Annotated in this window: 22 protein-coding genes; 4 read left to right on the top strand and 18 right to left on the bottom strand. The window is 61.3% G+C overall.

Annotation, left to right across the window (positions count from 1 at the left end):
• Positions 1-8: 8 nt before the first annotated feature.
• On the bottom strand, positions 9-773 hold the full coding sequence (locus DSM110093_RS05770; RefSeq protein WP_243267098.1) for a PRC-barrel domain-containing protein: 765 nt from the start codon (positions 771-773) through the stop codon (positions 9-11).
• 215 nt (positions 774-988) lie between these two features.
• Between DSM110093_RS05770 and cobT the strand changes: the two genes are divergently transcribed.
• From cobT to DSM110093_RS05755, 3 genes are read left to right on the top strand one after another with little or no spacing between them, the layout of a single operon-like run.
• Entirely contained in the window at positions 989-2,863 is a 1,875-nt protein-coding gene (gene cobT, locus DSM110093_RS05765; RefSeq protein WP_243267097.1) for a cobaltochelatase subunit CobT, read from the top strand.
• 40 nt (positions 2,864-2,903) lie between these two features.
• Positions 2,904-4,694: an aminopeptidase P family protein gene (locus DSM110093_RS05760; RefSeq protein WP_243267096.1), complete on the top strand. Its 1,791-nt coding sequence runs from the start codon at positions 2,904-2,906 to the stop codon at positions 4,692-4,694.
• 32 nt (positions 4,695-4,726) lie between these two features.
• Positions 4,727-5,071 (top strand): DUF427 domain-containing protein, encoded by a 345-nt coding sequence (locus tag DSM110093_RS05755; protein ID WP_093926615.1) that lies wholly within the window; start codon positions 4,727-4,729, stop codon positions 5,069-5,071.
• Between the two features lie 7 nt (positions 5,072-5,078).
• Here the strand turns inward: DSM110093_RS05755 and DSM110093_RS05750 are convergent, their stop codons facing one another.
• From DSM110093_RS05750 to DSM110093_RS05675, 16 genes are all read right to left on the bottom strand, one after another.
• A complete protein-coding gene (locus tag DSM110093_RS05750) occupies positions 5,079-6,764 on the bottom strand; it encodes a chloride channel protein (protein ID WP_243267095.1) in 1,686 nt (561 codons plus the stop codon).
• Positions 6,765-6,826: 62 nt separating this feature from the next.
• Positions 6,827-8,497 (bottom strand): DNA repair protein RecN, encoded by a 1,671-nt coding sequence (gene recN / locus DSM110093_RS05745; RefSeq protein WP_243267094.1) that lies wholly within the window; start codon positions 8,495-8,497, stop codon positions 6,827-6,829.
• 36 nt (positions 8,498-8,533) lie between these two features.
• A complete protein-coding gene (locus DSM110093_RS05740) occupies positions 8,534-9,400 on the bottom strand; it encodes an outer membrane protein assembly factor BamD (RefSeq protein WP_243267093.1) in 867 nt (288 codons plus the stop codon).
• Positions 9,401-9,652: 252 nt separating this feature from the next.
• Positions 9,653-10,576, bottom strand: coding sequence for a UDP-3-O-acyl-N-acetylglucosamine deacetylase (lpxC, locus tag DSM110093_RS05735; RefSeq protein ID WP_243267092.1), 924 nt, complete (start codon positions 10,574-10,576; stop codon positions 9,653-9,655).
• 207 nt (positions 10,577-10,783) lie between these two features.
• Complete coding sequence (gene ftsZ / locus DSM110093_RS05730) at positions 10,784-12,394, bottom strand: cell division protein FtsZ (RefSeq protein WP_243267091.1); 1,611 nt, start codon at positions 12,392-12,394, stop codon at positions 10,784-10,786.
• Positions 12,395-12,568: 174 nt separating this feature from the next.
• Positions 12,569-13,903 (bottom strand): cell division protein FtsA, encoded by a 1,335-nt coding sequence (ftsA, locus tag DSM110093_RS05725; RefSeq protein ID WP_243267090.1) that lies wholly within the window; start codon positions 13,901-13,903, stop codon positions 12,569-12,571.
• 30 nt (positions 13,904-13,933) lie between these two features.
• The gene (locus DSM110093_RS05720) at positions 13,934-14,815 is read right to left on the bottom strand and encodes a cell division protein FtsQ/DivIB (protein ID WP_243267089.1); all 882 of its coding nucleotides are present in this window, start codon (positions 14,813-14,815) and stop codon (positions 13,934-13,936) included.
• On the bottom strand, positions 14,803-15,726 hold the full coding sequence (locus DSM110093_RS05715; RefSeq protein ID WP_243267088.1) for a D-alanine--D-alanine ligase: 924 nt from the start codon (positions 15,724-15,726) through the stop codon (positions 14,803-14,805). Before DSM110093_RS05715 ends, DSM110093_RS05720 begins: the two co-directional genes overlap by 13 nt.
• Before the next feature lie 84 nt (positions 15,727-15,810).
• Positions 15,811-16,758: a UDP-N-acetylmuramate dehydrogenase gene (gene murB / locus DSM110093_RS05710; protein ID WP_243267087.1), complete on the bottom strand. Its 948-nt coding sequence runs from the start codon at positions 16,756-16,758 to the stop codon at positions 15,811-15,813.
• A 39-nt stretch (positions 16,759-16,797) separates the two neighbouring features.
• Positions 16,798-17,097 (bottom strand): hypothetical protein, encoded by a 300-nt coding sequence (locus DSM110093_RS05705; protein ID WP_243267086.1) that lies wholly within the window; start codon positions 17,095-17,097, stop codon positions 16,798-16,800.
• Positions 17,094-17,360: a DUF2484 family protein gene (locus DSM110093_RS05700; protein ID WP_243267085.1), complete on the bottom strand. Its 267-nt coding sequence runs from the start codon at positions 17,358-17,360 to the stop codon at positions 17,094-17,096. The genes DSM110093_RS05705 and DSM110093_RS05700 overlap by 4 nt, the downstream gene beginning before the upstream one ends.
• Positions 17,357-17,608, bottom strand: a complete 252-nt coding sequence (locus DSM110093_RS05695; RefSeq protein WP_243267084.1) for a DUF2484 family protein — start codon at positions 17,606-17,608, stop codon at positions 17,357-17,359. Before DSM110093_RS05695 ends, DSM110093_RS05700 begins: the two co-directional genes overlap by 4 nt.
• On the bottom strand, positions 17,605-19,023 hold the full coding sequence (murC, locus tag DSM110093_RS05690) for a UDP-N-acetylmuramate--L-alanine ligase (RefSeq protein ID WP_243267083.1): 1,419 nt from the start codon (positions 19,021-19,023) through the stop codon (positions 17,605-17,607). The genes DSM110093_RS05695 and murC overlap by 4 nt, the downstream gene beginning before the upstream one ends.
• Positions 19,020-20,144, bottom strand: coding sequence for a UDP-N-acetylglucosamine--N-acetylmuramyl-(pentapeptide) pyrophosphoryl-undecaprenol N-acetylglucosamine transferase (locus DSM110093_RS05685; RefSeq protein ID WP_243267082.1), 1,125 nt, complete (start codon positions 20,142-20,144; stop codon positions 19,020-19,022). The genes murC and DSM110093_RS05685 overlap by 4 nt, the downstream gene beginning before the upstream one ends.
• Positions 20,144-21,310: a putative lipid II flippase FtsW gene (gene ftsW / locus DSM110093_RS05680; protein ID WP_093926629.1), complete on the bottom strand. Its 1,167-nt coding sequence runs from the start codon at positions 21,308-21,310 to the stop codon at positions 20,144-20,146. Before ftsW ends, DSM110093_RS05685 begins: the two co-directional genes overlap by 1 nt.
• Positions 21,311-21,494: 184 nt before the next feature.
• The gene (locus tag DSM110093_RS05675) at positions 21,495-22,022 is read right to left on the bottom strand and encodes a peroxiredoxin-like family protein (RefSeq protein ID WP_243267081.1); all 528 of its coding nucleotides are present in this window, start codon (positions 22,020-22,022) and stop codon (positions 21,495-21,497) included.
• A 111-nt stretch (positions 22,023-22,133) separates the two neighbouring features.
• Here DSM110093_RS05675 and DSM110093_RS05670 point away from each other — a divergent pair, with 111 nt between their 5' ends.
• The gene (locus tag DSM110093_RS05670; protein WP_243267080.1) at positions 22,134-23,309 is read left to right on the top strand and encodes an NAD(P)/FAD-dependent oxidoreductase; all 1,176 of its coding nucleotides are present in this window, start codon (positions 22,134-22,136) and stop codon (positions 23,307-23,309) included.
• An 8-nt stretch (positions 23,310-23,317) separates the two neighbouring features.
• Here DSM110093_RS05670 and murD read toward each other — a convergent pair whose 3' ends face one another.
• Positions 23,318-24,718: a UDP-N-acetylmuramoyl-L-alanine--D-glutamate ligase gene (murD, locus tag DSM110093_RS05665; RefSeq protein WP_243267079.1), complete on the bottom strand. Its 1,401-nt coding sequence runs from the start codon at positions 24,716-24,718 to the stop codon at positions 23,318-23,320.
• Positions 24,719-24,760: the final 42 nt, after the last annotated feature.

The raw sequence follows: 24,760 nt of genomic DNA, 5'->3' as shown, positions 1-24,760 counted from the left end.
GTCTTGGCTTAATTCACCGGCTCGGCGGTGCCAGCTTCTGGGACCATTGCGGGATCTTCAGTCGCTTGGCTTGCGGCCTCCATATCCTGAGCTGTCACGAAGGCTTCGGCGGCTTCCAGATCAGCCTTCGTGGCCGAGGACACAAGTCGCAAAGTGCCGGACTCGTCAGTCATGGTGGACAGGCTGTCCATCTCAACCGCGACCCATTTCTCGCCCATCCCGAGGAAACCGCCGACACCGATCACAACACCTTCGACGGTGCCATCAAGGTTGACGATCAGGTCGTCGACATCGCCAATCGACTCGCCCGCGTCAGAGTATACACTGCTGCCGATCAGATCATCGGCAAGGATAGTGTTCTCACTCTGCATGGTGATCTGGCCTTCGACAGGTTTCACCGGCTCTTCGGCAGGGGCTGCGTCGGCGGGGGCTTCGGCCATCGCGTCGGGCGCGGTGTCGTCAGCCATCGGCGTTTCTGCGGTATCAGTCATCGATGTCGCGTCAGAACCTTCGGCGGCTTCGGTATCGCCTTCTGGGGCCATATCAGTCGCCGGTGCCTCTGCCGTATCGGTCATCTCTTCTGCGGCAGCGTCATCCGTTGCCGTATCGCTTGCAGCATCGGTATCGGTCATCGGCGCTTGCTCGGTGCTCTCTTCTTGCGCGGGCTCTGTCATCGGCTCGGTCGCCGTGTCCTGCGCGGCAAGAGCCAGCGGGGTCGCACTTAAAACGGTGACCAGCGCAAGGCGGCTGGCATGTTGCATAAGATTGGTCATTGTTCTTCCTCCTAATAAACAAGACGCGGCGCTGCCCGATCTCAGAGAGGCATCATTGCGTCGATGTGATTGGGAAATGCCGAAACAGGCATGGGGGTTCCCGCCTAGCGTGAACCATGGGCGGGAATTGGCGCATGTACAGAGCGTCCTGCCCCTTTGACCCTCCTGCGAAAACCTGCCAAACCTCATGCCATAGCTGACAGAGGCATGGGCTCATGAAGAAATCCGACAACCCCGCTGACGCGTTCAAAAAGGCCCTCGCTGAGGCGACCAAGGTGATGGCCGATGACACCGAGCTGAACGTCAGCTATTCGGTTGATCCATCAGGGCTTTCCGGTGACGCGATGCGCCTGCCACAGGTCAGCCGCCGGATGACCCGCGAAGAGGTTTTGCTGGCCCGTGGCACCGCCGATGCGCTGGCGCTGAACCGCCGCTATCATGATGACGCAACCCATGCCCGTTATGCGCCCCAAGGCGACATGGCCCGCGAACTCTATGAGGCGATGGAAACCGCGCGTTGCGAAGCAATGGGCGCGCGCGACATGCCCGGCACGGCGGGCAATATCGACGTAAAGATCAAACATGACGCGCTGCGCAAGGGCTACGATCAGGCCAAACAGGCCAGCGACGTGCCGCTCTCGGTCGCGGCGGGCTATATGGTGCGCCATCTCGCCACCGGGCGACCGCTGCCTGCCGGGGCCGAGAATGCGATGGAACTTTGGCGCGGCTTTATTGAGGATCAGGCAGGCGGCACCTTGGAGGGGCTTGATGGGAGCCTCGCCGATCAGGCCGATTTCGCGCGACTGGCGCGCAAGATGATTTCTGACCTTGGTTACGGCGATCAGTTGGGCGACGACCCGGACAGCCAAGACGATGAGCAAGAGGACCAAGCCGAGGAAGGTGCAGAGGAGGAGCAAGACCCCGACAGCACCGGTCAAGACGATCAGGACGAGGAAGAGGCCGAAGGCACGCCCGAAAACAGCCAAGAGCAGCAGCAGGACGAAAGTCAGGCGCAGGTCTCGATGGATGATGAGGCCGATCAGGAATTGGGCGACGAGGCCGATATGCCCGAGGGCGACGCGCCCATGGACCCGCCGCCCCCGCCGCCTGTATCCGATGCCGACCCCGAGTACCGGGTCTATCTGGGCGAGCATGATGAGGTGATCGGCGCCGAAGAACTGGCCGACCCGATCGAACTGGAGCGCCTGCGCGCCTATCTCGACCAACAGTTGGAGCCGCTGAAAGGTGCCGTGGGCCGTCTGGCCAACAAGTTGCAGCGCCGCTTGCAGGCGCAGCAGAACCGTTCGTGGGAGTTCGACCTTGAAGAAGGCACATTGGACGCAGGACGTCTGGCGCGGGTCGTGGCCAACCCCACAACGCCGCTGAGCTTCAAGGTTGAGAAGGATACGGAGTTCCGCGACACCGTGGTGACGCTGCTGTTGGATAACTCCGGCTCCATGCGCGGGCGGCCCATCTCCATCGCTGCGATCTGCGCCGACGTCTTGGCGCGGACCTTGGAGCGCTGCAATGTGAAGGTTGAAATCCTGGGCTTTACCACCCGTGCGTGGAAGGGCGGTCAGGCCCGCGAAGCGTGGCTGAACGACGGGCGGCCTGCGCAACCCGGACGACTGAACGATCTGCGACACATTATCTATAAATCCGCTGATGCCCCTTGGCGGCGCACCCGCGACCACCTTGGTCTGATGATGAAAGAGGGTCTGCTGAAAGAGAACATCGACGGCGAGGCGCTGGAATGGGCGCACCGTCGCATGTTGGCACGGCATGAGGCGCGCAAGATCCTGATGGTGATTTCGGATGGGGCACCGGTGGATGACAGCACGCTGTCGGTGAACCCGGCCAACTATCTGGAAAAGCACCTGCGCGATGTGATCGCCATGGTCGAGAAACGCCGCGCGGTGGAACTGCTGGCGATTGGCATCGGCCATGATGTGACGCGGTATTACGACCGCGCCGTGACGATTACGGATGTGGATCAGCTTGCCGGAGCGATGACCGAGCAGCTTGCCGCGCTTTTTGACAGTGATCCGCGGAAACGGGCGCGTGTCATGGGCATGCGTCGCGTGGGCTGAGCCGTCGGACGGTATTTGAAAAAGGATGAAGGAGGGGCGTGTGTTCCAGAGTTTCGAGGTCACCGCGCGTCCGGAACAGGGGCCGCCGCGGCTGACGGCGCTGCGCGCAGAATTGGTCCGGGCAGGCTTGGATGGGTTCTTGGTCCCGCGTGCCGATGCGCATCAGGGGGAATATGTCGCCCCGCGTGATGACCGTTTGGCTTGGCTGACGGGGTTTACGGGCTCTGCCGGGTTTTGTGCAGCACTGCGGGACGTTGCGGGGGTCTTTATCGACGGGCGCTATCGCACGCAGGTCAAGGCGCAGGTGGCGGAGGTTTTTACGCCTGTGCCTTGGCCCGAGGTGTCTCTGGCCGATTGGCTGAAGGATCAGCTGCCTGATGGCGGTGTGGTTGGGTTTGATCCGTGGTTGCATACGCCGGCACAGATCGCCGGGCTGGAAGAGACGCTGGCGGGTTCGGGTATCGAGATGCGGCGCGTGGACAATATGGTGGATCGCATTTGGGACGATCAGCCCGACGCACCGATGGCAGTAGCGGCGGCGCATCCTATGGAGTTTGCCGGGGAGAGCCATGAGGCTAAGCGTCAGCGCTTGGCGGTGGAATTGCGTGAAGCGGGGCAGAAAGCGGCACTGATCACGCTTCCCGACAGCCACAACTGGTTGCTGAACATTCGCGGGCAGGACATTCCGCGCAATCCGGTGGCACATGGGTTTGCTGTGCTGCATGACGATGCGCGCGTCGATCTGTTTATGGCGGCGGAAAAACTGACCGTCTTAACCGATCATCTGGGGCCGCACGTCATGCAGCGTGATCCCGCTGATTTGCCCGACTATCTGCGCGAGCTGGAGGGCCCGGTGCGGCTTGATCGACAGTCGGCTCCGGTATTGTTTGCCGATCTGCTGGGGGACCGTGCCGAGGCAGGAGAAGACCCATGCGCTTTGCCCAAGGCCTGCAAAAATGAGGCCGAAATTACCGGAGCCGCTGAGGCGCATCTGCGTGACGGGGCAGCAGTGGTGGAGTTGCTGGCGTGGCTGGATGCGCAAGAACCGGGAACCGTCACGGAGACCGAGGTGGTGCGCCAGTTGGAAGAGCTGCGCCGCCAAGATCCTTCCCTGCGCGATATCAGTTTTGAGACGATCTCTGGCACCGGGCCGAATGGGGCGATTATTCATTACCGGGTGAACGAAGAGACCGACAGTGTGCTGCAAAACGGGCATCTGTTGGTGCTTGATAGTGGCGGTCAGTACCTTGATGGGACCACTGATATTACCCGCACCATCGCCATCGGCACGCCCGATGCTGAGGCACGTAGTGCCTTTACCCGGGTATTGTCGGGAATGATCGCTATGAGCCGTCTGCGCTGGCCTCGCGGGCTGGCAGGGCGGGATATTGAGATGTTGGGCCGTCTGCCCTTGTGGATGGCGGGGCAGGATTTCGATCATGGCCTGGGCCATGGGGTTGGCGCTTATTTGTCGGTCCATGAGGGGCCGCAGCGGTTGAGCCGGATGAGCCACGTGCCGCTTCAGCCCGGTATGATCCTTAGCAATGAACCGGGCTATTACCGCGAGGGGGCTTTTGGCATTCGGATCGAGAACCTCTTGGTCGTGCAAGAGGCGCCCGCCCTGCCCGGCGGTGACGCGCATCGCAAGATGCTGAATTGGCGCACGCTGACCCTTGCCCCGATTGATCGGCGTTTGATCGACGTAAGCGCGCTGACCCCAGAGGCCCGCAATTGGCTGAACGCCTATCATCGCGACGTTGCGGAAAAGATCGGGCCGCGGGTATCACCTGTTACAAAACTATGGTTGGATGCGGCAACGGCGCCGCTATGAGCGTCCGATTTCAGTAAAACGGGGGGTACGGCATGTCCGACCATATTACGATTACTCCGGCCCAGGGCACATGGGTTGTCCGCGCTGGCGGGGCGGTGCTGGGTGAGAGCACAGGTGCGCTGGAACTGCGCGAGGGGGACTATCCCCCGGTGATCTATTTCCCGCGTGGTGATATCGCGATGGCCTTCCTTGATGGCACAGATAAGACCACCCATTGCCCCCATAAGGGCGAGGCCAGCTATTTCTCGGTCGTGACTAAAAGCCGCACCTTGGAAGATGCCGTCTGGTCTTACGAAGACCCCAAAGAGGATGTGGCGGCAATCAAGGGCTATCTGGCTTTCACCCCAATGGAAGAAATCGCCATCGAACGTATCTGAGCGCGGCTCAGGAATGCTCCTCTGCCGCGGTGGCGGCGAGGGCGCGGTTATAGGCCTTCAGCGCATCGACGTGGAACAGCGCGCCCAGCAGTTCGGGCGGCGCGTCGGCGCTGAGGGTGACCACCGGAATGAAATTGGAATGCGTCTGGTCGAACAGCGGCAAGGCGGCCTCTAGCGTGGCGCTGCCGTCAATATAGGTGCCCTTGTCGATCAAATCCCAACAGGCGTCTTCTGAGGCGGCGTCCTCGTCATCTGGGCGGCGCATGATCCGGCCCACCATGAACATTGATAGCAGATAGGCCTGTGGCCCCGCCGCCAGATGGATGCCGCGACGTTCCATCTGGGTAAGGAAAAACGAGCGATCCACCAGCTTTGACGCCAGCGCGGTCGACATGCTGACGGCGACCATTACGGCAAGGCCGGTCTGCCAGTCTCCGGTCATTTCAAAGACGATGAGCGTGGTCGATATCGGTGCGCCAAGCACGGCGGCAGCAACGGCCCCCATTCCGGCCAGTGCATAAAGCGAGGAAGAGCCGGAAATCTCGGGGAACACGCCAGTCGCGATCAAACCAAAGGCCAGCCCGGTAAGCGCCCCCACCATCAGCGAGGGGGAAAAAACGCCGCCGCCCATGCGCCCGCCCAACGTGATCGCCACGGCGGCGACTTTGAGAACCGCGAAGATGATCACCTCATGCAGGACCAGCTCGCCCACCAGCGCGCGGGAGGTCGTCTCATATCCGACGCCAATGATATGCGGGAACCAAAGCGCAATAATGCCGAGGATCGCGCCCGCCACCGCAGGACGTAGCCAACGGGCAAGACCGGTGCGGGCCTGAAGATAGTTGCCGAAATCTTCGGCCCAAAAGATTGAGCGCATGAGCACGACAGAGACCACGCCGCAGGTCAGCCCCAACAGCAGGAAAGCAGGCAGTTCAACATAGAATTGAACATCTCCAAGGCTGGGCAGGACAAATTCAGTCAGCCCGCCGAACTCTAGCCGGTTGATCACTGTGCCTGCTGCCGAAGCGATCACGATGGGCGCGAAGGCATGGACAGCGAAGTGCCGCAGTACGACTTCAAGCGCAAAAAGCGCCCCGGCGATGGGGGCATTAAAACTGGCTGAAACTGCAGCGGCCACGGCGCAGCCCAACAAATCACGCCCGGTAATTCCGTCTGCTTTGATCAGGCGGCTGACCTTGGTCGAGATCACGGCGGCCAAATGCACAACCGGCCCTTCCCGACCCGAAGAGCCGCCTGTTGAAAGGGTGATCAGCGATGCGAGGGCCGATGCCACGCCTGCGCGGGTTTCGACGCGACCATCGTGCAATGCCGCGCCCAAAATCACATCGCCCACGCTGCGCGCCCGACCATCGCGGGTGAAACGGTGTAGGATCAGCCCCACCAGCAACCCGCCGAGTGTCGGGATCAAAACCACCCAGTACCATGGCAACCCGGCCAAGAAGCTATGCAAGAACTGCACATTGTCCGTGCCATAAAGCGTGGCTTGCAACCAGTTGATCCCCTTACGGAAAAACAACGCAGCAAAGCCTGCGGCGATGCCGACCAGCAGGGCAATGAACCAAAAAGTGATCTTGCCCGGACCCCGCGTACGCAGAACTTTCCAGCCCTGTTTGCAGCCGCCAAGCGCCTGATCGAATTGTTGCGAAAAGAAAGCGTTATCTTGCGAGGGCATGGGACTTTAACCAGTGGGACCCTTCCTGTCTAGGACAAGCTGACCTTGGGTAAAACCGGCATTTAAGAAGTAGTTGCGCCCTGTTGCCCGTTAAGCAGTGACTCTGCCGCCGCGCGGGCCGCATCGGTGATCGTATCGCCAGCCAACATGCGCGCCACTTCGTCCACCCGCTCTTCGGGGGCGAGCGCGGTGACGGTCGATGTGGTCATGCCCTTGGCAACCGATTTCGCAACGCGCCAGTGATGCGCCCCAAGGGCGGCGACCTGCGGTGAATGGGTCACCACCAACACTTGGCCCTCTGCGGCAAGCGATTTTAGGCGGCGGCCCACGGCGTCAGCGGTGGCGCCCCCCACCCCGCGATCAATCTCGTCGAAAATCAGTGTTAGGCCTGCTTGGCTTTGCGTCAGACAGACCTTAAGCGCCAAAAGAAACCGGCTGAGCTCCCCGCCCGACGCGATCTTGCCCAATGGCCCAGCAGGTGCGCCGGGGTTGGTTGCCACGGTGAACGACACCGCATCGCGACCTTCGGGGCCCGGAGCGTCTTGGGTGAGCTGAGTTTCAAAAACGGCGCGCTCCATCTTGAGCGGCGCTAGTTCGGCTGCCACAGCTTTGTCGAGCTTGGCCGCAGACTTGCGCCGCTTTTCGGTCAAGGCAGCGGCCCGTTCGTCATACAGCGCCTGAGCATCCTGCACGGCCTTTTCCAGCCCGGCCTGCGCGGCCTCGCCCGCATCAAGCGCGTTGAGTTTAGTGCGCAGTGTGTCAGCGAACCCAGCCAATTCATCAGGCTGCACATCATGTTTCCGCGCCAGTCCCCGAATTGCAAAAAGCCGCTCTTCGCAGGCTTCCAACTCAAAGGGGTCGAAGGACATGCCGTCGATCGCATCGGCCACGCCGGACATCGCGTCGTCCAATTCCACCATGGCGCGGTTCAGCGCGGCAAGCGGGCCTTCCAACGCGCCTTCGGCCTTGTCGGCCACACCGTCGAGCCAGCGCAGCGCGTCGCCCATTGCCGTTTCTGCACCGCCTTGGCCCATTAACTCATAGGCGTTGACCACATCGCGGCGGATCTTTTCGGCACCTTGCATTTGGCGGCGGCGGGTGTCGAGCGTGGCTTCTTCTCCCTCTTCGGGGCCGAGTTTGTCGAGTTCGGCTACCGCGTGGCGTAGAAATTCCTCTTCGGCGGCGATGGCGTCACGTTCGGCGGCGGCGGCGGCGGCGGCCTTGCGGGCCGCGCCAAGGGCAGTCCACGCCTCCCGTACCCCGGCGATTGCGCGGGCATTTCCGGCATAATCATCAAGGATCGCACGGTGGCCGCGCGGGTTCAGCAGGCCACGGTCATCGTGCTGGCCATGCAATTCCACCAATGTCTCAGACAGACGCCGCAGCACCTCGCCCGAGCAGCGCCGGTCATTCACCCAAGCAGTTTTGCGCCCGTCAGAGGTATTGATGCGGCGCAGGATCAATTCCTCCCCGCCCGGCAACCCGGCTTCTTCGAGCAGCGCATGGGCCGGATGGTCGGGCGGCAGATCGAACCACGCCGTTACCTCGCCCTGCTCGGCCCCTTGGCGTACCAGATCGGCACGGCCCCGCCAGCCGAGAACAAAACCAAGAGAATCCAACAAGATAGACTTGCCCGCGCCGGTTTCACCGGTCAACACATTTAGCCCCGGTTGGAAGCCAAGCTCCAACCGGTCAATGATCAGCATGTCCGAAATATCAAGTCCGCGCAGCATCGGAAATAACCGTCGGGTGGGTTTGCCCCACCCCCTTTATAGCCACTCGCCTTTGATGGTCTGGCGATAGGCGGCACCCAGCCAATTGTCTTTGTAGAAGGTCGGCGCAAGGCCCCGGCCCGTCAGCAGTTTATAGCTGTCTTCGTACCAATCCGAGCCACGGTAGTTGTGCCCCAGAACCGCCGCCGCTGTCTGTGCCTCTTGGTTCAGACCCAGCGAAAGATAGGATTCGACCAGACGGTGCAGCGCTTCGGCCGTGTGGGTCGTTGTTTGGAAATCCTCAACAACCACGCGGAAGCGGTTGATCGCGGCGGTATAGTGATCGCGGCGTAGGTAGTAGCGGCCGATCTCCATTTCTTTGCCTGCCAGATGGTCAAAGGCGAGGTCAAATTTCAGGATCGCGGAACGGGCATATTCGCTGTCAGGATAACCTTCGATCACGGCGCGCAGCGATTGCAGCGCTTGGAAGGTCAGCCCTTGATCGCGGCCCACTTCGTCGATCTGATCATAATAGCTGAGCGCCAAGAGATACTGTGCATAAGCAGCGTCATCTTCGGCGGGGTAGAAATCGATGAAACGCTGCGCAGCCGAGCGGCTGTTGGGGTAATCCTGATCTTTGTGGTAGGCAAAAGCCTGCATGATCAGGGCACGTTTGGCCCATTCGGAATAGGGGTAGAGGCGCTCAATCTCAGCGAAATAAAACGCCGCCTCACCGGGATTGTTGTTGGTGATCTCATATTCGCCACGCTCAAAAATCTGCTCGGCCGAGTAGGTTTCTAGCGGGATTTCCTTTGGGTTGAGGAAACTACCGTCTGATCGTCCGTCGCCACCGCCGCAGGCCGCCAATGTTGCGACCAGAAGCACCGCACTGATCGTCCGCTTGCGCGATCCTGCTACCGTCATGCCCGCACCCCTTGCATCGTCCAACCCATGGTCATTGACCCTCTTGCGCATGTGACTAGCACAATAATCTGCGTTGCAAAACGCCCATTCCACCCCCACCCATCGGCGGTCACGCAACGGCGAGTTACCGGGGCAGGCTTGTCACTTCAGTTTAGTGAATACAAGGCATTGGCGGGGCGTTCAATGGCACTTCGGCGTGCGGGCGACCTGAGGTTTGGCATCACTTAACCTGCGCGTGAACCCGCCCCTAGATCAAGCAACCTGCGGGATTTCGTCCCAGACCAGCCCAAAGCCCGGAAGCCGTGCCGCTTGGGCCGCGTCACAGGTGACCAAACGCACGGCGTCCGGTGTAGCGAAAAGCGCGCGCAGCAATGTGTTGGTCAGCGAATGGCCTGCCCGCTTGCCTTCGTAATGGCCCAAAAGCGGTGCACCGGCCAACGCCAGATCACCAAGCGCGTCGAGCATTTTGTGGCGAACAGGTTCGTCTGCATGGCGCAGCCCGCCGGGGCTAACCACGGCGTCCCCATCAAAAACCACCGCGTTTTCACCCGCTTCGCCGCCAAGCGCCAGACCATTGGCCTGCATAGCCTCAACATCCGCCTGACGGCAGAAGGTGCGGCTGTCACAAAGTTCCCGCGCAAAGGAGCCGTTGTTCATGGTGAGCGATTTGCGCTGATGGCCAATTGCGGCATCGGCGAAATCGATCTCAAAGTCGATCCGCAGCGTATCGGCTGGCGAAATACTCGCGGTCGCGTCGCCATCCTGCACGGTTACGGTCTTAAGCACTTCAAACGCCATCACTGGGGCGGCAAGCTGACGCAAGCCGCGCTGCATGATACCCCGCACGAAAGGCACGGAAGACCCATCAAGGATCGGCACTTCGGGGCCGTCGATTTCGATCAGCAGGTTATGAATGCCACAGCCCGAAACAGCGGCCATGAGATGCTCTACGGTAGAGATCGACAGGCCAGTGCGGTTTTCCAGCTTGGTGCAAAGGGGCGAACGGTTCACCGCGTCCCAACGGGCGGGGATCAAACGGTCACCAACAGCCACATCGCTGCGCGAGAACCAAATACCGTGGTGGGCAGAGGCCGGGCGCAAGGTTACAGTCGCCGGCATGCCAGAGTGCAGGCCTGTGCCAGAAAAGCTTACTGCTGATTTAATTGTTGTCTGCACCGGGTAATCCTCACGCTTCGAACATCTTCTTGTGTGTTGAACTCTGGATTAAGGCGCTGGTTCATTTTGCTCAACTCAATCTTTGCAACGGTCTGAAACATGACTGCAACATTTGGGCGCTAGCGTGCCGAGCTGTTTGCAAGAGATTGATCTGAAACGAAAAAGGGCCGCCCCAAGGCGACCCTCTCTTCATCTATCGTGATCGGATCAGTTGGCCTGACGGCGCAGGAACGCGGGAATTTCGATGCGTTCTTGATCGGGATCATTGCTTTCCTGAGGCTGCGGAGCCGCAGCAGAGGCACGGGTTTGCACCGGAGGCTGCTGACGTGCAGGGCGCGGCTGTGCTTCGCCTTCGGCGTGGCCAGTCATCCGGTTGATCAGAGAGTTGATGCCAAAGCGACCTTTGTCGCCTTGCTCACCCTGCTGCTGCTGAGCCTGACGGTGCTGTTCGGGCGCTGCTTTTTGAGCAGCGGCGCGCAGCCGGGCCAGTGCTTCGGGGGATGGCGTGCCGGGCGTCGGCGCGCGGGGCGCAACGAATGCTTCGGGCTCGGCCTCAATCGCCTCTTCCTGACGAGGCTCGAATGCGGCGACCTCTGGCTGATACGCTGGTGCGGGCAGACCATCGTCATCTTCGACGACGTTCTCTTCTTCATAGCGGTCTTGGTCGCGCTGTGTCGGCTGAAGGTCTTGGAACAGGGCGGCCTGCTCTACTTCCTGTGTTGCTTCTGCGGCGATAGGTGCTGCAACGGGCGCCTGCGCGGCAGAAACCTGCGCCACGTCATCAACCGACACGTTCTGGCGCAGCGGCTGGCTCATGGAGCGGCGCGGTACTGGCATTTCGGTGTTCACATCGGTGGCATCGATCCCTGTGGCGACAACGCTGACGCGCATCAGGCCACCAAGGCTTTCGTCCAGCGTGGAGCCGACGATGATGTTCGCCTCGGGGTCCACTTCTTCGCGAATGCGGTTCGCCGCTTCGTCGAGTTCGAAGAGGGTAAGGTCGTGACCGCCGGTGATATTGATAAGAACACCCTTGGCACCGCGCAACGAAATTTCGTCCAGCAACGGGTTGGCGATGGCCTTTTCGGCGGCTTGGATAGCGCGATCTTCGCCCTCGGCCTCGCCTGTTCCCATCATCGCTTTGCCCATCTCGTCCATCACGGCGCGCACATCGGCAAAGTCGAGGTTAATGAGGCCCGGACGGACCATCAGATCGGTCACGCCCTTCACACCTTGGTACAGCACGTCATCGGCAAGCGAGAAGGCTTCGGTGAAGGTGGTCTTTTCGTTGGCCAGACGGAAGAGGTTCTGGTTGGGAATGATGATCAGCGTGTCGACGACCTTTTGCAGCGTCTCAACGCCGTCTTCGGCCTGGCGCATGCGCTTGGCGCCCTCAAACTGGAAGGGCTTGGTCACGACGCCAACGGTCAGAACGCCCAGTTCACGCGCGGCTTGCGCGATGATTGGCGCAGCACCTGTCCCGGTGCCGCCGCCCATGCCTGCGGTGATAAAGCACATATGCGCGCCCGCAAGGTGATCGACGATCTGTTCAATGCTTTCTTCAGCTGCGGCGGCGCCAACGCTGGCACGGGCGCCCGCGCCCAAACCTTCGGTGACTTTAATGCCCAGCTGAACGCGGTTATCGGCCCGGGCTTGCTGAAGCGCCTGTGCGTCGGTGTTCGCCACAACGAAGTCAACGCCGTCCAGCTCTTTTTCGATCATGTTGTTGACCGCGTTGCCGCCCGCCCCGCCAACACCAAAGACGGTGATACGGGGTTTCAGATCATCTTGTCCTGGCATTGAAAGGTTGAGTGTCATGTGCTGTCCGCCTGTCCAGTTGCCCGCGTCCCGCGGGGGTTTTTTCGACCAAATTTACCCGACCCTATCGGCATAGGGCCGGATCGTCACCTAAAAAACATCGTTTTGACGCTAAATATGGGCAAAAACTTGCCAGTTTCTGCCTTATCTCGGGGCTGACACCCGATATTGCGGTCACCAGTTATCTCTAAACCATTTGACGGCGCGTTTAAGCGAGCGGGACGGATAGCGATCGGCGGGGATGTCGAAATCCCACCACTCGTCCTGCGGATGCGCCGCAAAAAGCGCGAGCCCTACTGAGCTGGCAAAGCCCGGCCCCGTTGCCGCCTGCGGCAGACCATGCACGCGCAGCGGACGCCCTAGACGGACTTGTTGACCCAATATCTTGCTGGCAAGCCCATCAAGGCCCGGTATCTGGCTGCCCGCGCCGGTCAATACAATCTGTTGGCTTGGCAAGTGATCGAAACCGGCAGCATCCAGCCGAACGCGGACCTCTTCGAGGATCTCTTCGACGCGCGGGCGCATGATGCCGATCAATTCGGCGCGGCTTGCGGTGCGGCGGTCGTGTTCATAATCGCCCGTCTCGCCGCCGATCTCGATCATGTCACGGTCATCCATGCCGGTCGCATGTACCCCACCATAGAAGGTCTTGATCCGCTCGGCATTAGCCATCGGCACTTGCAGGCCCATGGAGATGTCAGAGGTGACGTGATCGCCGCCCATACGCACGGTGTCGGCATAGATCATGTGTTTTTTGATGAAGATCGACACGCCGGTGGTGCCACCGCCAAAGTCAATACAGGCCGCGCCGAGTTCTTGCTCGTCCTCAACCAGCGCCGAAATACCCGAGGCATAGGAAGATGAGGCGATCCCGGCCAGTTCCAGATCACAGCGTTTGATACAATGCGCGAGGTGTTGGACCGTATCGGCATCGACGGTGAGCATATGCATATCCACCGACAGGCTGTTGCCCAACTGCCCACGCGGATCGGCCAGACCGCTGCGGTGATCCAGCGCAAAGTTCACCGGCTGGGCGTGCAGTACTTCGCGGCCCTCGCCGTATTCCGGAACGTCACAACCCGCCAGCACACGCGCCACGTCTTGCTCTGACACCGATTGTCCTTCGAGTTCGACCTGCGCATCCAAACCATAGCTGCGTGGCTCACCGCCCGAAAAACAGGCGATAACGTGGTCAACGCGGATACCGGCCATTTTCTGTGCGGCTTGCAGTGCGGTGCGGATCGCGCGCTCGGTCTCGCCCATGGCGCAAATCTCACCGAAACGCACACCGCGCGAGCGGGTGGTCGCCGCCCCGATGACCCGGAACCCCGATTGCCCGGCCAATGAACCGATGTCGCCATTCTCTCCGTCATGGGTAATGCCGTCAAACCGCAGCACCAGACAGGCGATCTTGGAACTGCCCACATCCAAAATGGCCACCACCCCGCGCTGGATCGCCAATTTGCGCATGTGCCGCATCGAACGCTGACTGTCGTATAGGTCCATCATCTCGTTACTGTCCCGATTCCAATGGCCATCTTACTGGCCGGAAAGCTGCCTGATGTGCCACCATTCGCGGGTGGCATCTTCGTTCATTCTTAGGGTTGGTCTTGCCGCCAACCGCATATCCACACGCGCCACATCCCGCGTGAGAACTTCTTGTGCGCCCTCCAGCGCGATTACCCGTTCCAGCGCTTGCAGCGCATTTTCTTCGGGCAACATGATCGTCTGATCGCGGTCGAGCACCACGTCCCAGCGGCGCCCTCCGACGCGGACCAATCCGCGCAGTCGGTCGCCCAGTACGTTCGCCGCTGCAATTAGCTTGAGCGCCTCTGGCACCGCCTTGGCGGCCCCTGCCCCGGCGATCAGGGGCAGATCGGCATGGTCGCGCCGCGCCTCGATCCGTGCCACATGCGCGCCGGTATTGTCCACCAAAGCCAGCCCCGTTTCATTGCGCCAGACGGCGATGGGCACGCGCGGCGTCACGTCAATTTGCAACACGCCACCGGGGCGGATGCGAACATTGGCCTGTTTGACCCCGTCAATATCGGTGATTTTCTCGCGGATCTGCGACAGATCAAGGTCGAACGAAGACAGCGGAAATTCCAGCGGCAGGGCCGTGCGGATTTCCGTCGACAGCATGTCGCTCCCCCCGTCGATGGCCATGAGTTTAACCATGAACTCAGGCCGCTCTTCGATGCTGGCGCGCACATCGGCGATGGCCTGCACCACGGTGCCGCGGCGCTCTTCATCCGCCATATAGATCGTACCCGCCAGCAGGCTGAGCGTGAAGGGCAACCCGACGCGCAGGGCAAAGCGAAAGCCCGGCGTCAACATCAAACGCTGCATGCGCCAAGACCAACGCGACGGGGCGGGATCGGCCTTGCCTGCCTCAGGGCGGCGGCGGATCAGCGATCGCATGATGCGTCCTCCACCATCCAAGCGCAGAGCTCAGGGAATGAAATGCCGCAGGCCGCGGCCTGCTCGGGCGAAAGGGATGTTGCGGTCATACCGGGCTGGGTGTTGGTCTCAAGCAGGATCAACCCCTCGGGACCACGGGCTTCATCCCAACGGAAATCGGTGCGGCTGACGCCTTTACAGCCAAGCGCCTCATGGGCGCGGCGGGCATAGTCGAAACACAGATCGGTAATCTCTTGCGGCAGATCGGCGGGCACCACATGGCGCGAGCCGCCGGGCTTGTATTTCGCGTCGTAATCATACCAGCCGGTGGTGATGATATCCGTCACGGCCAGCGCACGGTCGCCCATCACGGTGGTCGTCAACTCACGCCCCGGGGCAAAGGTCTCGACCATCACCTCGGCGGGCATGTCGTCCGACAGTTGCGGCGGGCCGTTGTTTTCCTCGGCAACGAGGTACACGCCGACAGAAGAACCTTCGTTGTTGGGTTTAACCACATAAGGCGGCGCCATCACGTGACCGGCCATCACATCGACCTTGGGTGCGATGATGCTTTCAACCACCGGCAACCCCGCATGGCGGAACACATCCTTGGAGCGCTGTTTGTCCATCGCCAGCGCCGAGGCCATCACGCCAGAATGGGTATAGGGGATATGGAGCCATTCAAGCAGCCCCTGCACACAGCCATCTTCGCCCCAACGGCCATGTAGGCAATTCAATACGGCAAAGGGTTTCAGATCGGCAAGTACGGCAGCAAGGTCGCGGCCAGCATCGACCTCGATCACGTTATATCCGCCATGTTCCCGCAAGGCAGCGGCGCATGCACGCCCGCTGGACAAAGACACCTCGCGCTCAGCCGAGGGGCCGCCCATCAATACCGCCACTGTCGGGGTCTGTCCGCTCGACTTACCCACCAAAGTGCCTCTTTGCCTCGGGCCGTTTGCGGCCCCTATCGTTGTTATCTTTGTTTTTCCGTCACTTAGCCGCCGCCCAAAGGCTCAGCCCTGCGACACCGGATCACCCAATTTTTCACCGACGCGCATAATTTCCCATTCTAGCCTTATACCGCTTGAAGCGTAAACCTTTTTTCGCACCTCTTCGCCTAAGGTTTCGAGATCATCGGCCGTGGCCGCCCCGGTATTAATCAGGAAGTTTGAATGTTTCGGGCTCATCTGCGCCCCGCCGATGGTGGCACCGCGCATCCCGGCATCATCAATCACTTTCCACGCCTTGAGGTCATGCACATCATCTGCCTTCCCCGTTGAGGAAAACCCCGCCGGGTTGCGAAAGGTCGATCCGGCGCTCCGGTCTTTGGTCGGTTGCGTTTCATCGCGCTTGGCAAGCTGCTCCGCCATCCGCGCGTGAAGCGCCTCCGGCTCCGCTTTGGGCGGCGCAAAGGTCGCGTTGATCAGCACCGAGCCGGGCGAAAGATCGGACTGGCGGTAGCGGAAGTTGAGGTCGTCAGCGGTGAGGGTTACCACCTCCCCCGCGCGGGTCACAGCTTGGGCTGAAACGAAGTGGTCTGCCGTGTAGGTGCCATAGCAGCCTGCATTCATGCGCAAGGCTCCGCCGATGCTGCCGGGGATGGTGCGCAGAAAGGTAAGATCCAGCCCCGCGTCCGCTGCCTTGCGCGCCACATGCGCATCCAGCGCCGCCGCCCCGGCGGTCACTTGGTCGCCGTCAATCTCGATCCCGTTAAAGCCGCGCCCAAGACGGATCACCACGGCCCGCAGCCCGCCGTCGCGTACGATCAGGTTACTGCCCACGCCCATCGGAAATACCGCCACCTTTTGTGGCAATCGGCGCATAAAGGTACACAGATCTTCTATGTCAGCAGGTTGAAAAAGATAATCTGCAGGCCCGCCAACGCGCAGCCATGTCAGTTCGCTCAAGGCGCGGTCGGGGGTCAGCTTGCCGCGCAGGTCGGGGATATTCAGCGTATTCATGGCGCCGGACTTAGCCCATTTGCGCGACAGAGCAAAGTATCAAGAGCGCGGGGTATCAATGCGGCTTTCGCGCCACCGCGTTACCGCGCGGCCCAGCAGCCAGCCCAGCCCGAAACCGCCCACGGCATAAAGCACGACTGACAGCTGCGCCAATAGCGCATGCGGCTCAAACACCCGCGCATTCAGCCCAAACACCATCCAAAGGGCGTTGAGCGACAGACCAATCACCAGCACGATAACAAACCACAGCACCCGGGCGCGAAAGCCAGCCCAGATGCACGCGATTAGCCACAGCGCAAAAACAGCCAGCAACGCCACGAGTGTAGGCGTCAGGGTCACTCTGCCGGCCCTTTGACCCGCCCTGCCCCACGGCGCAACCAGCGCGCGAAATAGATCACGGGCCATCGCAGAACCGAACAGCCTCCCGCCAAAACCAACAGGCCCAGCCAAGGGCCGTGTTGCGCGGTGACAAAGCCAACGATCGGAATGCCAATAGCGATCAGCACATAGGCGCTGCGCCAATGGAAATCTTTGCTGGGCGTCATGGCCAGCACATTGGCAACCACAAACCAAAAACAGGCAAGGATGAGGGATAGGCTCATTTCGGCAGCTCCGGCTTTTGGCCGCGCAGACGCGCCAAAAGGTAGCGTAGCGGATTACGGAACATTGACAGGAACGCCAAAAGCGCCAGCAGCGCAAACGCCCACGAATGGGTTACCCCGATGGCGATGATCAAAGCCGGGGCCGCGATCAGCAAGATCACCCCCGGCAGATACTGGGAACGCAGAGGCAGCATAGCCACGGTCACGGCGGCGAAGACCCAAAGGACCGACAGCCAAACCAAAGTCACGCAGCGGCCCCTTTGGCGGCGCGCAGCGCCTCCGGCAGATCATTGGCCCATGCGCTGATCGTACCTGCGCCAAGGCAGACGACCATATCGCCCGGCCGCGCCTCGCGCAGGACCAATTGAGTCAGCGCCTCGGCATCCTCGACGGCATAAGCGTGGCGGTGACCATGTTGGATGAGACCCGCAACCAAACCGTCGCGGTCGGCACCGGGGATCGGCTCTTCGCCGGCGGCATAGACATCGGCGATACCCACCACATCGGCGTCGTTAAAGCAGGCGCAGAACTCATCGAAATGGTGGCTCAGACGGGAATAGCGGTGCGGCTGGTGAACCGCGATCACGCGCCCTTCACTGGCTTGCCGCGCGGCTTTGAGCACGGCAGAAATCTCAACCGGGTGGTGGCCATAGTCGTCAATGATCGTGACGCCATCCACCTCGCCCACACGGGTAAAGCGGCGGTTCACCCCACCAAAGCTGCCCAGAGCGGTGCGGATTGATTCCAACTTCATGCCAAGGTGTCGCGCCACGGTCACCGCCGCCAGCGCGTTAGAGACGTTGTGATCCCCCGGCATCGGCAGGGCGCAGTTTTCAATCACCATGTCTTCGGATTGCAGATGCACATCAAAATGCGCGACACCGTCTTTGTAATGCAAACCCACAGCACGCACATCCGCCTGCGCGTTGAAGCCATAGGTCATGACGCGGCGATCCGTCAGCTTGCCCACCAAGGCCTGCACTTCCGGGTGGTCGGTGCAACAAACCGCGAGACCATAAAAGGGGATGTTTGAGACGAAGTTCAGAAACCCCTGCCGCAGCGTGTCAAAATCGCCCCAATGTTCCATATGCTCGGGGTCGATATTCGTCACGATGGCAATAGTTGCAGGCAGGCGGTTGAAGGTGCCGTCGCTTTCGTCGGCCTCAACCACCATCCATTCGCCCTGCCCCATTCGCGCGTTGGAGCCATAGGCATGGATGATGCCACCGTTTACCACTGTGGGGTCGATGCCGCCCGCGACCAGCAGTTCGGCCACCAGCGTGGTCGTGGTGGTTTTGCCATGCGTGCCCGCCACGGCGATATTGGATTTCAGGCGCATCAACTCGGCCAGCATTTCGGCCCGGCGCACCACGGGAAGACCCGCGCGCCGCGCGGCGTCAAGTTCTGCATTGCCGGGCTTGATCGCCGAAGAGATTACGATCACCGCGGCCCCCTCGATATTCTCGGCCGCTTGGCCTTCGAAAATCTTTGCCCCAAGTTCGGCCAATCGCACAGTGATTTTGGTCGCTTTGAGGTCAGAGCCCTGCACCCGGTAGCCGTGGTTCAACAACACTTCGGCGATGCCCGACATGCCGATACCGCCAATGCCGACAAAATGGATCGGGCCGACATCGGTCGGCAGTTTGGTGGCGGCGGCGTTCATTTGGGGTGTTCCTCTTCTGCGGGGGTCAGCGTGCCTTGGGTGCCAAGATGTTCAACCATATCAGCCAGTGTTTCAGCCGCGTCGGGTTTGCCGACCGAGAGGGCGGCTCGCGCCATCTGCAACGCCCCTTGGGGCATCTCCAACACCGCGAGAATTTGGTCGGTCATGATTTCAGGATTGGCCTTGCTTTCGGGCACCATGATCGCGGCACCGGCCTCAACCAGACCACGGGCATTGGCGGTTTGATGGTCCCCTGCGGCGGCAGCAAAGGGGATCAGGATCGAAGGCCGCCCGATCACGGACAGATCCGCCACGCTGGATGCACCAGAACGGCTGATTACCAGCTGCGCTTCGGACATGCGGCGCGGCACGTCATCAAAGAAGGGGCGCACATCGGCGCTGATACCAGACTCGGCATAGTAATCCGCCACCCGCTGGCCATCTTCGTCGCGGGCCTGATGGCTGACGCGAATATTTCGGATCATGGTCATCGGCAAAGCGGCGAGTGCGGGGGGCACCACGTCACTAAGGATACGCGCACCTTGACTGCCGCCCATCACCAGCACTTCCATCGGGTAGTCACCGGGCGGGATATAGGCGGCCCCTGCACGGTCGAGCACAGCCGAACGCACCGGATTACCGACATGCCAGCCCTGCACGCCCTCGGGCAGTTTGGTGGGCCAAATACCGCAGGCCACTGCATGTACCCGTTTGGCAAAAATCTCGTTCACGCGACCTAGAATGCCATTCTGCTCGTGAATCATGCGCGGCATTCGCAGCGCCCAAGCCGCCCCAAGGGCAGGGATCGACGGATAGCCGCCAAAACCGACAACAACCGAGGGCCGGTCGCGCAGCATGTTCAGCCCCGCACGCAGCACACCGGCGGCAATACGAAACGGCACCAGCGCCTTGGCGGCGGCCCCACCACGCGCAAAGGTAGCACTGCTGATCTGGGTGATCTCAACCGCTTCGGGGAAGCCGCTGGTATAGCGCGCACCGCGTGCATCTGTGCTGAGCTTGACTCGCCAGCCCCGCTTGAGCATCACCTCGGCCAAGGCCTGCGCCGGAAACATATGCCCACCGGTCCCCCCGGCGGCGATGATCAGCAATGGCGCGGCCATCAGCGGCGGCCCCGGCCTAGAATGTCACTGATCTCACCCTGCGGGCGCGACCGGGTAAAGGCGAGGAGCATGCCCACGGCGATGCCGCTTGCGATGACCGAAGAGCCACCATAGCTGACGAAGGGCAAGGTCATGCCTTTCGCAGGCAAAAGCCGAACTGCCACACCCATGTTAATCATCGCCTGTACTCCGAATGTGCAGGCCAGCCCGGTTCCGGCCAGCCGGATGAAGGGGTCACGCTCGCGCACCAACCGCAACAGCGAACGGACGACCACAACAGTATATAGGGCAATGATGCAAACGACCAGAATAAGGCCATATTCCTCAGCGGCGACGGCGATGATAAAATCAGTATGTGCATCGGGCAGTGACCACTTCACTTCGCCCTCCCCCACGCCCACGCCAAAAAGCCCGCCTTCGCGGATCGCATTGGTGGCATAGCCAAGCTGGGTGGTCGGATCGACATCAACGCTGAGAAAGCCGTCGATACGCCGCGCGAAGTGTTCGGAGTTCGAGTAGGCGAAGGTGCCTGCCAAAACGACCAAACCTGCCATGCCGACCAGCAGCACCATCGGCGCTCCGGCGACGAAATACATCACGCCCCAGCCAAAAAGCACAAGGCAAGCTTGGCCAAAGTCGGGCTGCATCGCCAGCATCAGCACGATGGAGATGCACAGCGCAAAAGACCAAGTTTTCCCCGGAGGTCCATTAATCTCGGTCGCGGCGGCCATCATCCATGCGGCGGCGACCATGAAACCCGGCTTTAGAAATTCCGATGGCTGAAGCGAGGCAAACCCCAGCGAGTACCAGCGCGTGGCCCCCTTGCCAAAATCGGTGCCAAAGAACGGCAACAGCGCCAGCGCCACGAAAGACAGGACAAACCCCAGCACGGCCAAACGCCGCACCAGCGTTGGCGACATCATTGACGTCAGCAGCATCGCCACCAGCGCCAATCCGCCGAAGAACGCCTGACGCTGCACATAGTGAAAGGCATCAAAGCCGTTTTTGGAGGCCAAGGGCGGCGACGCAGCCAGCCCCAGCAACATGCCAACGGCAAACAGGATCAACACGCAGGACAATGCCCAGCGGTCGACCGTACGCCACCATTTTGGAAGGATCGGTTCACCATCCCGTACCGGGACCGCGCCATAGACCATCTCTGTCATGGGTATCTGCCTTAACTGCCTCAACGGCCCCTTTGCGGGGTCTCATCCGGGTAGAATAGCCCGAATTGCGACATGAAGCTAGTGCATTTCACCCCGTGGCAGTGGCTGGGGTCGGCGGGGCCGTGCAGGGCCCCGCCGCTAGGCGATCAGGTCACCGTATCAGGCTGCTCATCAGGCCGCCCAATCAACCCACCTTGTGGGTGCCGCGCACCGGGTAGCCTTTGTCGCGAACGAACTTGAGACCGTTTAGCAGGCCTTCCAACTCGGGCCGGGCGAAGGGCGCGTTCGAGATGTCGATGATCTGCAGCTTGCCTTCGTCGTTGATGACAAAGGTGGCAGGTTCGGCGAAGGGCCGGTCGGTCTCCTGCGGGCTGCGCGGGTCAGAGATGTAAACGCCCAGTTCCGCCATCTGCTCAAGGCTCAGGTCATAGCCGACGGGCAATGTCAGATTGTCTTCCTTGGCCATGGATTTGGCCTTTTCCTCGGGGTCGCCCGAAACGGCGATCACATCCACACCGATTTCATGGAACTGGCTTTGCAGCTTCTCAAGTTGCGCGAGGTACTTTTTGCAGATCGGGCAGTGCAAGCCACGGTAGACCACCACCAGCTGCCAGTCGCGCCCCTCTTGCGGGTTGCCCAAGGTCAGCGTGCCGCCGCCCAGCTTGGCCACGTCCATCTTCGGAAAATCTTGTTCTGCGGTCAGTTTGGTCATTCTCTGCTCCTGTTTCATTTGCGTCTGCTCCCCAACTATGACGCATCAGTGATCGGGCAACCGCTGTCACGTCTTCTTGACCGGGCCTGCGCATTCGGGCAGAGCGCGCCCATGCAAGTTGATACAGCCATCATCGGAGCCGGAGCCGCTGGCATGATGTGCGCGGCCCACGCGGGCGGGCGCACGTTGGTGGTGGACCATGCCAAAGCGCCGGGCGAGAAAATTCGCATCTCGGGCGGTGGGCGCTGCAACTTCACCAATATGTATTGCGAGCCGCAGGCGTTTCTCAGTCAGAACCCGCATTTCGCGAAATCCGCACTGGCGCGCTATACCCAGTGGGATTTCATCGAACTGGTCGATCGCCACGGCATCGCGTGGCATGAGAAAACCTTGGGCCAACTCTTCTGCGATACCAGCGCGAAAGAGATTATCTCCATGCTGCGCGGGCTGATGCAAAAGGCCGGGGTCGATCTGCAATTACAAAGCAGCGCCAGCAATTTTGCCAAGGTCGATGGCCAAATCACCTTCGACCTGCAGACACCTGATCGGACAGTGAAAGTTACTGCACGCAACCTTGTCATCGCCACAGGGGGCAAATCGATCCCTAAGATGGGCGCGACGGGCATCGCATATGACATCGCGCGTCAGTTCGGCCTGAAGGTGACTGATACGCGCGCCGGTCTGGTGCCTTTCACCTTTGCCGAAGGCCGCTTTGCACCGCTGGCCGGTGTGGCCACCCCTGCCCGTATCACCGCTGGAACCACTGGCTTTGACGAGGCACTGCTGTTCACTCACCGTGGCCTCTCTGGCCCCGCGGTTTTGCAGGCGTCGTCCTACTGGCAAGAGGGCGAAGCGATCACCGTGAACCTCGCCCCCGAGGGCACTCTGTTGGACGCCTTGCGCGATCAAAGGCAACTTGCGGGGCGGCGCAACTTCACCACCATCCTCGCGCAGCACCTGCCCTCGCGATTGGTGGACTATTTAGGCCAAGAGTTTGACCTCTCGGGCAACTTGGCGGATTGGTCCGACGCGCGGCTCATCGCCTTTGTGGAGGCGCTGCAGAACTGGCAATTGCACCCCGGCGGTACCGAAGGCTATCGCACCGCTGAGGTCACTCTGGGCGGTGTGGATACCGATGCGCTCTCGTCCAAGACCATGGCGGCGAAGGACGTGCCCGGTCTCTATTTCATCGGCGAAGCGGTGGACGTGACCGGCTGGCTCGGCGGGTATAACTTCCAGTGGGCGTGGTCGTCGGGCATGGCGGCGGCGCGGGCGATTGGCAGCTAAGCCCAGCCCTACTCCGCCAAAACCTTCTGCACCTGCGCCACGAAATCCTCACCGCGCCGTTCGAAATTGTCATATTGATCGAAACTTGCCGCCGCCGGGGCAAGCAGGACGACATCACCCTCCTCCGCCTCTGCCGCAGCCCGCGCCACGGCTTTCTCCATCGTGCCGCAGACTTCGGCTTCGGTCGTCAACTGCATGGCAAAATGCGCGGCCTCGCGGCCAATGACATAGGCCTTGCGTACTGACCCTTGGGCCTCCGCCAGACCTTTTAGCCCGCCTTCCTTCTCCAACCCGCCGCAGATCCAGCGGATATTGCGGAAAGCGGCCAGCGCCTTGGCCGCGCTGTCGACATTGGTGGCCTTGCTGTCGTTGACGTAGCGCACGCCATGCGCCTCGGCCACGGTCTGGCTGCGATGGGGCAAGCCGCCGAAACTGTGGAACGCCGCCTCGATCACCCGCGGGGCAAGGCCAAGCGCGCGGCAGGCGGCATAGGCAGCACAGGCGTTCTGATGGTTATGCGCGCCCGGCAACCCCTGAATGCTGCGCAGATCGATCGAGCCGACCTGTTTGCCACGGCGGTATTCGCTCAAGAACCCCTTCTTTGCAAAGACCTGCCAGCCGGGACCAGAGAGTTTGGTCTCTGCACTGATGCGGATCACCCGGTCATCGCTTGGTCCCTCGCTCATTTGCCCGGCGAGGAAACGGCCCTCGGCCTCGTCCACACCGATCACTGCGCGGTCTGGCCCGCCTTCTGAGAACAGCCGACGTTTCGCCGCGTAGTAGCCGCCCATGCCTGCGTGGCGGTCCAGATGGTCGGGGCTGAGATTGGTAAAGACCGCCACATCCGGCGTCAGCGCACGGGCAAGTTCCGTCTGATAACTGCTGAGTTCCAGCACGACAACCTCGCCATCCACGGCAGGGTCGAGGTCCAAGACCCCGCGTCCGATGTTGCCCGCCAGTTGGCAGGGCCGCCCGACATGCTCAAGGATATGATGGATCAACGCCGAAGTGGTGGATTTGCCGTTCGACCCGGTCACGGCCACGACGCGGGGCGCCACGTCATAATGGTCCCACGCCAGCGTGGCGAAGCTTTGGAAAAACAGGCCGATGTCATTGTCCACCGGCACGCCAGCGTCGAGGGCAGCGGCAACCACCGGGTTCGGCGCGGGATAGAGATGCGGAATGCCGGGGCTGACGATCAGCCGGGTGATTTTATCAAGCGCGCCGGGGGCGTTAAGGTCAACACAGGCAAACCCCTCCCGCTCGGCCCGTGCGCGTGCTGCCGGATCATCGTCCCAACAGCTAACCTTGGCCCCGCCCGCCTGTAACGCGCGCGCCGCACTCAGGCCCGAGCGGCCCAATCCCAGCACCGCCACGCGCGCGCCTTCCAAGCCCTGTACTGGAATCATCTGCAATCCCCTGCTACCCGTTGACCCCAGAATGGGGGCATG

Origin of the sequence: Sulfitobacter sp. DSM 110093 (genome assembly GCF_022788715.1) — a bacterium.
GTDB lineage: Bacteria > Pseudomonadota > Alphaproteobacteria > Rhodobacterales > Rhodobacteraceae > Sulfitobacter.
Note: the sequence above shows the minus strand (reverse complement) of the source record. Positions and strands in the feature narration are given on the sequence as shown.